This is a genomic window from Bradyrhizobium diazoefficiens (genome assembly GCF_016616235.1).
Classification (GTDB): Bacteria; Pseudomonadota; Alphaproteobacteria; order Rhizobiales; family Xanthobacteraceae; genus Bradyrhizobium; species Bradyrhizobium diazoefficiens_H.
Map to the genome: position 1 here is coordinate 1,817,547 of NZ_CP067100.1, position 13,983 is coordinate 1,831,529.

Here is a 13,983-nt window from a genome sequence, read left to right on the forward strand (position 1 = left end):
AGGGCGCGACGGCCTGCAAGCCGAAGGTTCACTCGAAGGTTATTTGCATGAACAAGGTCTATCCCGACGCCAAATCGGCTCTCGAGGGCGTTCTCAAAGACGGCATGATGATCATGTCGGGCGGCTTCGGCCTCTGCGGCATCGCCGAGGAGCTGTCGGACGCGATCCGCGACTCCGGCGTCAAGGGCCTGACGGTGGTCTCCAACAATGCCGGCGTCGATGGCATCGGCCTCAGCCGCTTGCTCGAAACCCGGCAGATCAAGAAGATGATCTCGTCATATGTCGGCGAGAACAAGCTGTTCGCCCAGCAATTCCTCGCCGGCGAGCTGGAACTCGAATTCAATCCGCAGGGCACCCTGGCCGAGCGCATCCGCGCCGGCGGCGCCGGCATCCCGGCCTTCTACACCAAGACCGGCGTCGGCACGCTGATCGCCGAAGGCAAGGAAGTGAAGGAGTTCGACGGCGAGAAGTATCTGATGGAGCGCGGCCTGTTCGCCGACCTCGCCATCGTGCATGCCTGGAAGGGCGACACCGCAGGCAATCTGATCTACCGCAAGACCGCGCGCAACTTTAACCCGATGATGGCGACCGCCGCGAAGATCACCGTGGCCGAGGTCGAGCATCTGGTTCCGGCCGGTGAACTCAATCCCGACCACATCCACACGCCCGGCATCTTCGTGAAGCGCATCGTCGAGGTAGGCACGGCCAAGAAGCGCATCGAATTCCGCAACACGCGCCCGCGTCCGAGCGGCGCGTCTACGGCTGGAACGGGAGTAGAAATCTAATGGCTTGGACCCGTGAACAGATGGCCGCGCGCGCCGCGAAGGAACTGCGCGACGGCTATTACGTCAATCTCGGCATCGGCATCCCGACGCTGGTCTCGAACTACATCCCCGACGGCATCGATGTCAGCCTCCAGAGCGAGAACGGCATGCTCGGCATGGGCCCGTTCCCCTATGAGGACGAGGTGGACGCGGACCTCATCAACGCCGGCAAGCAGACCGTGAGCGAACTGCCCTCGACCTCGTATTTCTCGAGCGCGGATTCCTTCGGCATGATCCGCGGCGGCCACATGGACCTGTCGATCCTCGGCGCCATGCAGGTGGCCCAGAACGGCGATCTCGCCAACTGGATGATCCCGGGCAAGATGGTCAAGGGCATGGGCGGCGCGATGGATCTCGTCGCCGGCGTCAAGCGCGTCGTCGTCGTGATGGAGCATTCCGCCAAGGACGGCCCCAAGCTGCTCAAGCAGTGCAACCTGCCGCTGACCGGCGAACGCGTGGTCGACATGGTCGTCACCGATCTCGCCGTCTTCACCATCGACAAGCACGGCGACGGCGGCATGGCCCTGATCGAGCTCGCCGACGGCGTCACGCTCGACGAGGTCAAGGCCAAGACCGAGGCCGAATTCCGCGTCGCGCTGAAGAACACGTAAAGTCTTCGTAGAAGGGGCGCGCATGACAATACGGTCTGCGCGTCCCGGAGACGCAGATTTCATCGCACAGACTATTCTGTCATCGCAGCGCGGTTACCGGCCGCGCGGCTGGTTCGACGTCGCGCTCGGCTGGCCCGAGGCGCAGTGCCGCGATTTCATCGCGCGTATCGCGGTCGCCCGCACCGTGTCGATCTGGCACGTCTCGCAATTCCTGGTCGCCGAGGTTGACGGCAGGCCTGCGGCGGCGCTCGGTGCCTTCCCGGCGGCAGGCACGGGACCTGCGGCCTGGCGTGCGATCGAGGAAGTTGCGGTCGCTACGGGGCTCGCTGCGCCGGAGCTGGAAGGCATCCGTCAACGCGCCGCCTATACACGCGCCTCATGGGTTCAGGGCGGCGAGGGCGACTGGATGATCGAGTATGTCGCGACCGATCCTGCCTATCGCGGCCGCGGTCTCGTGCAGGCATTGATCGCGCACGCGCTGGACCAGGGCCGCGCGGCTGGATTTAGGCGGGCGACGATCTCGTTCCTGATCGGCAACGAGCTCGCCGAGCGCGCCTACACCAAGGCCGGTTTTGCCTTCGCCGAAGAGAAGCGCGATCCCGCCTTCGAGGCGATCATCGGCGCGCCCGGCTTTCGCATGTTCGCTCGCGCGATCTGAGCACACTTGGTCTCCGCAGCCGCCGGCCCCGGCACGCTGAATTTTTCTCTGGCGTAACAAGTGCCGTCATCGATCCGAAACTATCATGCGAGATGCGCCGGCTGTTAAGCTGGCGAGGAATGCGATTGAGAAAGGACCGAAAATGATCGGCGAAGTCGTGGTGATTGGCGGCCTGAATCTGCGGGACGGTGTCTCGCTCGACGAATATGGTCGATTGGGCGAGCGCATGTACAACATTGTCAGCGGCCTTCCCGGCTTTCTGTCGGTCAAGTCGTTCAAGGCCGATGATGGCGAGGAACTGACCGTGTTTCGCTTTGCTTCGGAGGAGGCACTCGAAGCCTGGCGCACGCATCCAGAACATATCGAGGCGATGAAACGGGGGCATGCCGAATTCTATGCCAATGGTCGCTTGGAGATTTGCAAGGTCATCCGCGAAGTCGGTCCGTTCGAGCACGCCTGATTTGGGTGCAAGCCAAACTAGTCTTCAAAGAAGCCGGGGTGTCTTCCGACAAAGGCATGCAGCTCGCGCGCTACGCGATCGAGGTGGCCCGCCATTTCGCTTTTCGCCTGATCCGGCGCACGCGCGGCAATCGCGCGGTAGATCGCTTCGTGCTCGCGGAACGTTCCTTCGGGCCGTCCTGGCTCCGGCAACAGCGTTCGACGGACTCGCTCAAGGTGGGTCCGGATCGGATCGAGAACCTCGCCAACACGCGCGAGACTCAGGCCTTCGGTCATCTGGCGGTGAAACCTGGTGTCGAGCTCGTGAAAGCCTTCGAGGTCTCCGCTGGCGATGGCGGCCTTCTGATAGGCGAGATTCTGGCCCAGCGCTGCGACGGCATCATCCGACATGTCGGCTGCACAGACCCCGACGACCTCCACCTCCAGCGCACGGCGCATCAACATCCACTGCCTGACGTCGTCGAGATGGATCCTGGCGACGTAAGAGCCGCGTTGCGGCTCGACGATAACAAGCCCCTCGAAAGCAAGCCGGTTGATCGCCGTAGTGATCGAAAGCTTGGACACTTCGAAAGTGGCGCACCACTCGTTCTTGTCGATCGGCGTTTCGGGCGCGAGAGCGCCGGATACGATGGCACGCTTGAGCGCAACGTAGGCCTGGTCGACTTTCGATCCTCCCGCCCCGCGTCCTCGCGCGGCAACGGCCCCGCCGCTGAAGCCCCCGACTGAATGCATGCTGTGATCCCCCGGGGGCTGATTTTCACTTTTCAAGCTGAAAGGTCCGATTTGCGCGGAGGCTTGACGAACGGCAACTGATATAACTAGCATGTCAGAAAAATAGCAATGGTCGGTCTCACCAGCACAGGTCCCAAGAGGACAGGTCGCGGGGCACGCGAGAGAGCCGGCCGGGGAGGAGCAACCCCATGGAGACACGCTTTGGCGCCGAGAGAGCGCAGGATGAGCGACGCGCGTCCCCACGGCTGGTCGCGATCGGCAACAACGCCGGGAGCGGCACGCGAAACGGGGATATTGTGCTTGTTGCCGAGCGGGTCTCGAAATCCTTCGCCGGAGTGAAGGCCCTCAACGCCGTCGACTTCGATCTGCGCTACGGCGAAGTTCACGCGCTGATGGGCGAGAACGGTGCCGGCAAGAGCACCTTGATGAAAATCCTGGCCGGCGTGCACACGGACTATGACGGCGACGTCCAGGTCGGAGGCGAGGTCGCCCGGTTCGGCGGCGTTTGCGACGCCGAGGAGGCCGGCGTCGCAATCATTCATCAGGAGCTCAATCTCGTCCCCGAGCTGAGCGTGGCCGACAATATCTTTCTCGGTCGCGAGCCGCTGATTGCGGGTGTGCTGATCGATCGCCGCCGCATGCTCCGGGTGGCCGCGCGCCTGCTCGAGCGCCTTGGCGTTAGGATCGCTCCCGAAAGCCGCATCGCGGATTTGCGCGTCGGCGAACAGCAATTGGTGGAAATCGCCAAGGCGCTGTCGCTCAATGCCCGCATCCTCATCATGGACGAGCCGACTTCGGCATTGTCGTCGTCCGAATGCGAAACACTGTTCAAGATCGTGCGGCAGCTGGCAGCCGAGGGCGTCGCCATCATCTATACCTCGCACCGCATCGAAGAGGTTCTCGATCTCGCCGACCGGGTGACGGTGCTGCGCGACGGCAGGCGCGTCGTCACGGCCCCGATCGGCGACTTGTCGCGCGGAGCGATCATCTCCGCAATGGTCGGCCGCGACATGGTCGCAGGTGAACGCGATACGGCCGCACGGGACGGCGCAGTCGTCCTTTCGGCGCACGACCTCACGCTCGACACGCTCGGCCCTCACGGATGGCGCCGGACGCTGCATGGTGTCAGCTTCGAGCTCAGGCGAGGCGAGATCCTCGGCATCGGCGGCCTGCTCGGTTCGGGCCGGACCGAAATCCTGGAATCGGTCTTTGGCGTCGCGCGCGGCTGGCGGGGCGGCGAAATCGCCATCGACGGCACCGCCGTCCAGATCAGCTCGGCGGCCGACGCCTATCGCCTTGGTATCGCGCTCGTGAGCGAGGACCGCAAGGAGCGCGGCCTGCACCTTGCCGCCTCGATCTGTGACAATATCGCGTTGCCCTCGATCGCCGCGCTGTCGCGCTTTGGCCTGCGCGCATTCGCGCGTGAACGAGCCTTGGCGCGCGACGTGGTCGACCGGCTGTCGGTCCGCTGCACCGGCATCGATCAGGCGGCCGCATCGCTCTCGGGCGGAAATCAGCAGAAGATCGTGATCGGGAAATGGCTCGCTACCGAGCCTCGTATTCTTCTGCTCGACGAGCCGACTCGGGGCATCGATATCGGCGCCAAGCAGGACATCTACCGGCTGATCTTCGATCTTGCCGAGCAGGGCCTCGGCATCGTCGTGGTGACCTCCGAGATGCCGGAGCTTCTGTTGTTGTCCGACCGCATCCTGGTGATGTGCGAGGGACGGCAGACCGGAATCCTCAGCCGCGAGACCGCGACGCAGGAGACGGTGATGCGGCTTGCGGCGCCCGGCATGGCAGCATGGTCGCAGGAAAGCCCATCATGAAAGTGCTTCGTCTCCTGTCCCGAACCAAGCTCTATTGGGGCTTGCTGCTCATCTGCCTGATCGGCGGGCTCACCTCGCCGCACACCTCGTCCGGCAGCAACATCTTTCTGTCCTACGCCAACCTGACCGATGTGCTGCGCCAGGTTTCGATCACCGGCCTCGTCGCGACCGGCATGACCATGGTCATTCTGCTTGGCGGCATCGATTTGTCGGTCGGCTCCGTTATGGGTTTTTCGACGGTGATTTGCGCGATGCTGCTCACCAAGCCCGGTTTGACTGCGGCGTCCGCGATGGGCGTTCCGGCCGCAACCATCGTGAGCGGTGTAGCCACCGCGCTGTTGGCGCGGTTCATTTTCCGGGGTCTGGCGCGCGGCCGCGACATCGGCGCAGGGCGGCGTCCTGATATTGCAGTCTCGCCCTGGCGCAGCCTGTGGATTCCCGCGCTGCTCGGCGTCCTCTGCGCCACCGCAGTTGCATGGTGGACAACAGGGCAGGTACCCACCAAGTTCGGCGTGCTCGGCGTACTCCTGGTGGCGCCCTGCCTCGCACTGGTGCTTGGCGCCATCAACGGACTGCTGATCGTCGCCGGACGGTTGCAGCCCTTCATCGTCACGCTGGCGATGATGGTCAGCGCACTCGGCGTCGCCAGGCTCACGGCGGGCCAGGACAACGCCGTAGTGCCGGTCTACACCGGCACCAACGCCACCGAGGCCTTTGAAATGCTCCGCTCGATGCTGTGGGGCGTGTTGCCGGTGCCGAGCGTCTTCTTCCTCGCGGCGATCATTCTGTTTGGCGCCATTATGCGTTTCACCACCTTCGGCCGTTACGCCTATGCGATCGGCGGCAACGTCGAGGCGGCCAAGCTCTCGGGCATCAAGGTCGCCCAGGTCCAGCTCACGGCATATCTGCTGTCCGGACTGCTGGCGGGCATCGCCGGCGTGCTGTTCGTCGCTCAGTACCGGCAAGGCAAGCCGGACGCCGGCGCCGGGCTGGAGCTCGACGCGATTGCCGCGGTGGTGATCGGCGGCACCAGCCTGATGGGCGGCCGCGGCGGCCTCGCCGGCACGTTCGTCGGGGTCCTGATTTTCGGCCTGCTCTCGGACATTCTCCAGCTTCAGAACATCGACTCCAACGTCCAGCTGCTGATGAAGGGATTGATCATCGTCGGCACCGTGCTGGTGCAGGAACAGAATCTCGGCCAGCTCATCGGGCGATGGCGGTTCAGCCGATCGGTCGAAGCACAGGTCGACCCAAAAACAGCCGAAACCCATCGGCTGCCAAACGCCCCAACGGCGGATTTTGCAAGGGAGGATCTCGATGAAGCGTCGTGAATTCTTGAAACTGTCGACCACAATCGCAGGCGCCGCGATGACCGTTTATGTGCCGGCCGGGTGGAGCCCGGCCCGAACCGCAGGCAAGTGGAAGGTCGGCTTTAGCCAATGCACAACGCTCGAGCCGTGGCGCGTGCAGTTCAACAAGGATATCCAGGCCGAGGCGAAGAACCATCCGGATGTCGACCTCGTCATTACCGACGGCCAGGACAAGACCGAGAAGCAGGTCGCCGATTGCGACAACCTCATCGTGCAGCAGGTCAACGTGCTCCTGATCTCGCCGAAGGAATCGGCGGGGCTCACCGGGGTGGTCGAAAAGGCGATCGACGCCAAGATCCCGGTCATCGTGCTCGACCGCAACGTCGACACCAAGCGGATCACCCAATTTATCGGCGGCGACAATGTCGCGATCGGCAAGGCAGCCGGCGAACATGCGGTGAAGCTGCTCGGCGGTCCCGGCAAGGCGGCCGGCAATGTCGTCGAGATCTGGGGCGGCATGGGCACGCAGCCCGCGCATGACCGACACGACGGCTTCCATGCGTTCACCGACAAAGAGCCTGGGATCAAGTATCTGCTTAACAACCAGTCGGGCGACTGGAAGCAGGACAAGGCCTACAACATCATGACGACCGCGCTGCGCAATAACGAGAAGATCGATCTGGTCTATGGCCACAACGACCCCATGGCTTATGGCGCCTATCTCGCTGCCAAGGACGCCGGCCGCGACAAGGACATCAAGTTCATTCTCGGAATCGACGGCCTGCCGAACGAGGGCGTGACCTGGGTCTCCAAGGGGCAGCTTACGGCGACGTTCCTCTACGCAACGCCAGGAGCTGAGGGATTGCGCCAGGCAGTCAAGCTCTTGAAGGGCGAGAAACTGGAGCCGGTCATCACTTTGCCGACGATGCTGATCACCAAGGAGAATGCTCCGGACATCCTGAAGAAGAACGGGCTGCTTTGACGCTCCGGTCTTCGAAACAGTCATGAGAGGCGCGGGGTCTGGTTCGATCCAATCGAACCAGACCCTCGCGTTGGCATCGAATGTGCTCGTGCGCGCCACGGCATGAGACCGCCGGCACAATTCACAAGGGGTGAACATGAACGTCCCGATCTTCGGTCGAAGCGACGGTGTGTGGCTGAACCAACCGACACAATGGTCGGCTCAGCGCGACGGCCTTCAGATTGTGACCGACGAAGCCACCGACTTTTGGCGCGAAACCCACTATGGCTTCAACCGCGACAGCGGGCACTTTCTCGGCTTTCCGACGGCCGAGGCATTCACCGCCGAGTTGCGCGTTCAGGCCGAATTTCAGGCGCTTTACGACCAGGCGGGCATCATGGTGCGCGTCGACGCGCAGCATTGGGTCAAGGCCGGGATCGAGTTCTCGGACGGACGGGCCATGCTCGCGAGCGTGCTGACCGACGGACGATCGGATTGGGCGACTGCGGCCTATGAGCACCAGGCCCGTGATTTCTGGGTGCGCGCAACAGTCGCCGACGGCGTGCTTCGTTTGCAGGTTTCGGCCGATGGCAAGGTCTGGCCGCTCATGCGGTTAGCGCCGTTTGCCAAGGCAAGCTCCTACCTCGTGGGTCCAATGGCCTGCACGCCCGAGCGGGCCGGCTTGAAAGCTGTTTTCCCGACGTTTCGCCTGACACCGCCACTTGGCAAGGATTTGCACGATCTCGGTTGAACGAGCAGCCAGTGGCTTTGGCTAACCTCTGATGCGGCGAGCTGCCGAAGAATGGCGTGGCACTGCGTTCCGCGGCCATGGTCCCGCCGCAGGAGCGCCCAACCGAAACCCCAATCGAACCAGTTCCTTCGCTGCCGCGTCCAACCATGTTGGCGAGGCATTTGATCGCGCGTCCGGCTGGCGGCGCGGCGATATGGCAGGAGGGACTTTATGCGCATCACCGCAAGATGTTTGGCAACGACGAGCCTGATTCTGGTGCCGATGGCCGTTGCATTGCCATCATGGGCCGCCGATGTTGACACGACATCGGCCGTCGACACGGTCACGGTTTACCCGGATGGTGCGACCGTCACCCGCGTCATCACCATCGACCTGCCGTCCGGCGACTCGACGCTGGTCGCCAAGGATTTTCCGCTCGGTCTCGACACGTCCTCGATCAGGGTCGAGGGTGAAGCGGGCGCAAAGCTCACCATCGGCACGATCGACGCACGGCCGCCGCGCGCGGCACCGGTCAACCTGCCCGAACTGGATAAGCGTATCGAGGCGTTGAACGACCAGCGCGCCGACCTGCAGGGCGCGATCGATTCGGCGAACGCGCGGCGCAAATTTGCCGAGCACTTTGCGGAAGCATCCCCGGCCGGTATCGGCGAGAAGGGCGAGGCGCGGCCGATCGCCGAATGGCGCGCGGCCTTTGCCGCGGTCGGCGAGGAAGTTGCGAGCGCCGATACGGCTATCCGCGAGGCCACGCGCAAATTGCGCGAGATCGACCGGCAGATCGCCGAGCTCGAGGTTGAGCGCAAGGCCAAGCCGCCGAGCAAGCTTGAGGTTCGCATGGACGTTGCCGCGCTAGCTGCGACCAAGGCGACGCTGCGGGTCAGTTACAATGTGCGCAATGCGCGCTGGCTGCCGCTCTACGACGCCCGGCTCGACACGGGCGCCAAGGACCGCAAGCCGCAGCTCGAGTTGGTCCGCCGCGCCGAGGTGACGCAATCGACCGGTGAGGATTGGTCCAACGTTACGCTGGGCGTCTCCACGGTGCGCATCGGCCGTGGCGGCAGTGCGCCGGAGTTGGGCTCGCTTGTGGCGCAATATCCGCAACCGCCGCGGCCGACGGCACTCGGCACGGCGTCGGATCTGGCAAGGCCCGCACCCGTCCCGCGTCAGATGCAGATTCCATCATTCGCAGCCAAGGTTGCGGAATCACCCGAGCCGCGCGAGCGAGCCGACGAGCAGCAGGCTGTTGCCGAGATTGGTGATTTTCAGGCCGCTTTCAAGATTCCAGGCCGCGTCAGCCTCGGCGCCGCCGAGGGGGCCAAGAGCCTGCGCATCGCCTCGATGAGCGTGCCTGCCGATCTCGCGGTGCGCGCCGCCCCAGTGATCGATCCCACCGCCTTCCTCGAAGCCAGCTTCAAGCAGACTGATGACACGACGCTGCTGCCGGGCAGGGTCGCGATCTATCGCGACGGCGTCTTCGTCGGCCGCGGCAGGCTCTCGGCATCAGTCAAGGACGACATCGTGCGGCTCGGCTTCGGCGCCGATGACAAGGTCAAGATCGAGCGCGCGGTGGTGAAACGCAACGAAGGCTCGGCCGGTCTGCTCGTGACGACGTCGAAGACCGACGAGCGGTCGTTCAAGACCACGGTTCGCAATGGTCACGACTTCCCGATTCACGTCGCGATCGAGGATCAGCTTCCGATCAGCGAGAACGAGGACATCGTGGTCGAGATGCTGCCCGCGACCACGCCGCCGACCGCGAGCAACATCCGCGACAGGCGCGGCGTGCTGGAATGGTCGTTCGACGCCAAGCCCGGCGAGACCCGCGACATCAACTTCGCCTGGCGCATCCGCTGGCCGAAGGACAAGGGCATGGTGATCGTGCCGGCGGGCTAGAGCATGATCCGGAAAAGTGCGCAGCGGTTTTCCGAAAAGATCATGCTCAACAACAGCCTAAAGCGCGATGACGATTCATCCTGATTCATCGCGCTTTAGGATCAGTCGCGCCACGAAGGAGGTGTGCTCCCTCTCCCGCTTGCGGGAGAGGGGTGAGGGCTCTTTCCTCTGGGGGAGTCTTCGTCGTCGAGACACCCTCTCCCCAGCCCTCCCCCGCAAGCGAGAGCTTTGCTTAATTGGATGTGCGGGGGTAGTTCCTGCTGCCGGGCTTTTTTTGCGCAGCATCTGACGGCGCACGGCATGGAACGGTTGCGTTTTGGTGGCCGACGGATGGCTTCGGGCGACGACGGTCATGCTGCAGCTCCCACAGCAGACAGCACCGCCCATCGTTTGAGATTCATGGCGAGGCAGATCAGGCGCAGATGGGTCTGGTTGCGCGCCAGGCCCAGATAGCGGGCGCGCGCCCAGCGGTAGCCGCCCTTGAGGCGGGCGAAGACCTGCTCGACCGGCGCGCGCCGCTTTCCCACAGCGTCGTTGAAGCGCTTCTGCCGCTCGGTCAGCGGATGATGCTTGTTGGGGCGGAACATCAGCCGCGGCTTGATGCCTCGCGCACGAAGGCCGCTGCGGCGCTCGTGCTTGTCATAGGCCTGGTCGGCATACACCGCCTTCTCATCACCGCAGATCAACTCGTCGGCGGGCACCGTGTCGTTGACCGCAGCATCGGTCAGCTTGCTGCGGCGGATGATCGCCGAGCCCTGGTCGATGCCCACATGTGCCTTGTAGCCGAAGTATCGTTTGCCGCCCTTCTTGGTCCAGCGCGCGTCAGGATCGCGCTTGCTGTTGACCAGTTTGCTCGGCGCCAGGCCGTCCGGGCCGGGCGGTTGCGGATCCTCTGGCGGCTTCGGCGGCTTCACCGCCGCCGGAATCAGACTCGCGTCGATCAGCGTGCCCCGCCGCACCACCAGCCCATGCGCCTCAATCTGGCGCAAGATCTCACTGAACAGCGTCTCGTCCAGGCCGGCCCGCTGCAAAGCCTCCCGGAAGCGCCAGATCGTTGCATGGTCGGGGGTCTCGTCGCCCAGCACAAAGCCGCAGAAATCGCGGAACGAGGCCCGATCATCAAGCGCCTCTTCAAGCTCCGGATCGGACAGCCCGTACCATTGCTGCAGCAGCAGCGCCTTGAACATCACCAGCCGTGGATAGGCCGGCGCGCCCCGCTCCGGTTCCGGCAGGCCGCCCAGCACGCGCTCCACTGCCTCCCAATCCACCAGTTCGCCAATCCGCCTCAGCACCGGGCTCCCTTTTCCTCGCCGCGACACCAGCGCGTCCGCGAAGCTCGGTTGTCCAACCTGACGATATGCCATCCCAGCCCCTTTCCCCTCAAGCCAGAGAGAATCCCAGACTCGTGCTTTATGCAAAGCTCTCGCAAGCGGGGGAGGGGACGCACCTTCGCCGCGGAACCCTCACTTCGCCTTCAGGAAATCCGCGAGGTCGACCAGCATGAACTCGTCATCGTCGGCCTGGTTGGGATCGCGGCTGGAGGAGAACGGCAGGGTGTTGTCGTTGCCGACGATGATGTGGGTGTCGTCGACGCGGTCGAGTTCTCGGTGGCGAAGAACGGAAAGGTGTAGACGCCGTCGTTGAGGGCTTTCCGCGCCTTCTTGTCGGGTTGTGGATCTTCCCTGGGCGTTGTTCAGCCGTCGCTCGGCGTTATCCGCCGTAACAAGGCTTGCCGGACATCTTCATGGCGCGGCTGCACCGCGGAAGATTCTTGGTCTGCGGTTGCTTGGTGTCCTTCTTGGCCGCAGTCGAGCTTCCAGTTTGAGCCTGCACCCTGGACGCAGCGGGAACGAGCAATAGAACGGCGACCACGACCAATGCCAATGTCTTCATGTCAAATGCTCCGGAAAATCAAAAGCAATGTTCTGGAGCGTAAGCAAGCGATCGCCGACTGTAAAGATGCCACAGGCGCGATTGAGGCCCCTTTCGCGGCGCCGGAGATCGTCTCACAGGCTGGTTCGGATTACTCCTTTACCGCGCCGGTCAGCGAGGACACGTAATAGTCGACGAACAGCGAGTAGAAGACCGCCACCGGCAGCGAGCCGAGCAACGAGCCCGCCATCAGCGCGCCCCACTGGTAGACGTCGCCGGTGACGAGCTCGGTCAGGATCGCGACCGGCACGGTTTTGTTGGCGCCGCTCTGGATGAAGGCGAGCGCGTAGATGAACTCGTTCCAGGACAGCGTGAAGGAGAAGATGCCAGCCGAGATCAGGCCGGGCACCGCCAGCGGCAGCGTGATGCGGCGCAGGATCTGGAGGCGGGTGGCGCCGTCGACCAGCGCGCATTCCTCGAGCTCGTAGGGGATTGACTTGAAATAGCCGATCAGCAGCCAGGTGCAGAACGGCACCAGGAAGGTCGGATAGACCAGGATCAGGGCAAGCGGCGAGTCGAACAGGCCGAACTGCACCACGACGGTCGCAAGCGGAATGAACAGAATCGACGGCGGCACGAGGTAAGCGAGGTAGATGCCGAGGCCGACATAAGGACTGCCGCGGAAACGCAGCCGCTCGATCGCATAGGCGGCGAGCGTGCTCGCGACCAGCGACAGCGTGGTTGCCCCGATTGCGACCATCATCGTCGTCCACAGCCAGCGCGGATAGGCCGTGTCGAACAAGAGGTGCTTGATATGCGCCAGCGTCGGCGAGGAGATCCAGAACGGGTTGTGCTCCCGGTAGTTCATCAGCTCGGCGTTCGGCTTGAACGAGGTGATCGCCATCCAGTAGAACGGAAACAGCAGGATCAGCACGAAGCAGCCGAGCGGCAGGTAGATCATCATCAGTCGCCGCAGCCCGGAATCCCAGGCCATGGTGTCCGGCGCGGCCTTGGCGTCGGCGACAGACCGTTGCGCGACCGTGTCAGTCATTGGCCTCTCCCTGCTGCCATTTGCGGCGCGCCAGGCCGAAATAGGAGAACAGCGTCGCGAATACCAGGAACGGGATCATCGACACCGCGATCGCGGCGCCTTCGCCGAGTTCGCCGCCCGCGATGCCGCGCTGGAACGCCAGCGTCGCCAGCAGATGGGTCGAGTTGCCGGGGCCGCCGCGGGTGATCGCGTAGACGAGCTGGAAGTCGGTGAAGGTGAAAATGATCGAGAAGGTCATGACGATGGCGAGGATCGGCATCATCATCGGGAAGGTAATGTAGCGGAAGCGCTGCCAGGCGCTGGCGCCATCGAGCATCGCGGCCTCGTAGAGCGAGGGCGAGATGGTTTGAAGGCCCGCCAGCAGCGAGATCGCGACGAAGGGAATGCCGCGCCAGATGTTGGCGGCGATCAGCGAGAACCGCGCCGGCCAGGCCGAGCCGAGGAAGTCGATATTGCTCGACCGCCAGTGCAGCACGTCGACCAGCAGATAGGAGATGATCGAGAACTGCGGATCGTAGATCCACCAGAACGCCAGCGCCGAGAGCACGGTCGGCACGATCCAGGGCAACAGGATGATCGCGCGCAGCAGGCTCTTGAACGGAAAATGGTTGTTGAGCAGCAGCGCGAGCCAGAAGCCGAGCGCGAACTTCCCGAAGGTCGCGATCGCCGTGTAGACGACGCTGTAGAACACCGCGTTCCACCACAGCGAGTCGGTGAGCAGATACTGGAAATTCTCGAGACCGACATAGACGCCCTTGCGGCCGATCGTCGTATCGGTGAAAGCGAGCCAGATGCCGAGGCCGAGCGGATAGGTCAGGAACACCGCGAGCAGCCCGATCGCGGGCGCAAGGCACATCACGATCAGGAACGGCTTGTAGTCGAACAGCCGCACCAACCAGGACGGTTGCCGTTGGGCCAGGGCGAGAGGGGGAAGTGTGGTCACGGACATCGGGGCGTTGTCCTGTCGTTGAAGGTCACCACGCCGTCATTGCGAGGAGCTCGCGACAAAATTGCGGAGCAATTTTGCGCTGAAGC

At 63.7% G+C, this 13,983-nt stretch carries 14 protein-coding genes and 1 pseudogene; 9 read left to right on the top strand and 6 right to left on the bottom strand.

Going from position 1 to position 13,983, the window contains the following annotated elements:
- Positions 1-47: 47 nt before the first annotated feature.
- The 4 genes from JJB99_RS08635 to JJB99_RS08650 all read left to right on the top strand — a co-directional run bounded on the left by JJB99_RS08635 (position 48) and on the right by JJB99_RS08650 (position 2,553).
- The gene (locus tag JJB99_RS08635) at positions 48-785 is read left to right on the top strand and encodes a CoA transferase subunit A (protein WP_200498363.1); all 738 of its coding nucleotides are present in this window, start codon (positions 48-50) and stop codon (positions 783-785) included.
- On the top strand, positions 785-1,435 hold the full coding sequence (locus tag JJB99_RS08640; RefSeq protein ID WP_200498364.1) for a 3-oxoacid CoA-transferase subunit B: 651 nt from the start codon (positions 785-787) through the stop codon (positions 1,433-1,435). Before JJB99_RS08635 ends, JJB99_RS08640 begins: the two co-directional genes overlap by 1 nt.
- 22 nt (positions 1,436-1,457) lie before the next feature.
- Complete coding sequence (locus JJB99_RS08645) at positions 1,458-2,093, top strand: GNAT family N-acetyltransferase (protein WP_200498365.1); 636 nt, start codon at positions 1,458-1,460, stop codon at positions 2,091-2,093.
- 142 nt (positions 2,094-2,235) lie between these two features.
- Positions 2,236-2,553 carry an antibiotic biosynthesis monooxygenase family protein gene (locus tag JJB99_RS08650; RefSeq protein ID WP_200498366.1) on the top strand — a complete coding sequence of 106 codons (318 nt, stop codon included), beginning with the start codon at positions 2,236-2,238 and terminating at the stop codon, positions 2,551-2,553.
- Between the two features lie 17 nt (positions 2,554-2,570).
- On the opposite strand, the gene JJB99_RS36910 is transcribed toward JJB99_RS08650, so the two are convergent.
- Positions 2,571-3,377, bottom strand: a complete 807-nt coding sequence (locus JJB99_RS36910; protein WP_433995778.1) for a GntR family transcriptional regulator — start codon at positions 3,375-3,377, stop codon at positions 2,571-2,573.
- 95 nt (positions 3,378-3,472) lie between these two features.
- Between JJB99_RS36910 and JJB99_RS08660 the strand changes: the two genes are divergently transcribed.
- The 5 genes from JJB99_RS08660 (at position 3,473) to JJB99_RS08680 (ending at position 10,025) form a co-directional block, all read left to right on the top strand.
- Positions 3,473-5,113: a sugar ABC transporter ATP-binding protein gene (locus JJB99_RS08660; protein WP_200498368.1), complete on the top strand. Its 1,641-nt coding sequence runs from the start codon at positions 3,473-3,475 to the stop codon at positions 5,111-5,113.
- The gene (locus JJB99_RS08665; RefSeq protein WP_200498369.1) at positions 5,110-6,444 is read left to right on the top strand and encodes an ABC transporter permease; all 1,335 of its coding nucleotides are present in this window, start codon (positions 5,110-5,112) and stop codon (positions 6,442-6,444) included. The genes JJB99_RS08660 and JJB99_RS08665 overlap by 4 nt, the downstream gene beginning before the upstream one ends.
- Positions 6,431-7,405: a substrate-binding domain-containing protein gene (locus tag JJB99_RS08670; protein WP_200498370.1), complete on the top strand. Its 975-nt coding sequence runs from the start codon at positions 6,431-6,433 to the stop codon at positions 7,403-7,405. The genes JJB99_RS08665 and JJB99_RS08670 overlap by 14 nt, the downstream gene beginning before the upstream one ends.
- 136 nt (positions 7,406-7,541) lie before the next feature.
- On the top strand, positions 7,542-8,135 hold the full coding sequence (locus JJB99_RS08675; protein WP_200498371.1) for a DUF1349 domain-containing protein: 594 nt from the start codon (positions 7,542-7,544) through the stop codon (positions 8,133-8,135).
- A gap of 210 nt (positions 8,136-8,345) precedes the next feature.
- On the top strand, positions 8,346-10,025 hold the full coding sequence (locus JJB99_RS08680; protein ID WP_200498372.1) for a mucoidy inhibitor MuiA family protein: 1,680 nt from the start codon (positions 8,346-8,348) through the stop codon (positions 10,023-10,025).
- A gap of 350 nt (positions 10,026-10,375) precedes the next feature.
- On the opposite strand, the gene JJB99_RS08685 is transcribed toward JJB99_RS08680, so the two are convergent.
- The 5 genes and pseudogenes from JJB99_RS08685 to JJB99_RS08705 form a co-directional block, all read right to left on the bottom strand.
- Complete coding sequence (locus JJB99_RS08685; RefSeq protein WP_200498373.1) at positions 10,376-11,389, bottom strand: IS5 family transposase; 1,014 nt, start codon at positions 11,387-11,389, stop codon at positions 10,376-10,378.
- Positions 11,390-11,488: 99 nt separating this feature from the next.
- Positions 11,489-11,694, bottom strand: a pseudogene (locus JJB99_RS08690) (esterase-like activity of phytase family protein); the annotation flags it as partial.
- 41 nt (positions 11,695-11,735) lie between these two features.
- Positions 11,736-11,918: a hypothetical protein gene (locus JJB99_RS08695; RefSeq protein ID WP_200498374.1), complete on the bottom strand. Its 183-nt coding sequence runs from the start codon at positions 11,916-11,918 to the stop codon at positions 11,736-11,738.
- 130 nt (positions 11,919-12,048) lie between these two features.
- A complete protein-coding gene (locus JJB99_RS08700; RefSeq protein WP_200498375.1) occupies positions 12,049-12,948 on the bottom strand; it encodes a carbohydrate ABC transporter permease in 900 nt (299 codons plus the stop codon).
- On the bottom strand, positions 12,941-13,897 hold the full coding sequence (locus JJB99_RS08705; RefSeq protein ID WP_200498376.1) for a carbohydrate ABC transporter permease: 957 nt from the start codon (positions 13,895-13,897) through the stop codon (positions 12,941-12,943). Before JJB99_RS08705 ends, JJB99_RS08700 begins: the two co-directional genes overlap by 8 nt.
- Positions 13,898-13,983: the final 86 nt, after the last annotated feature.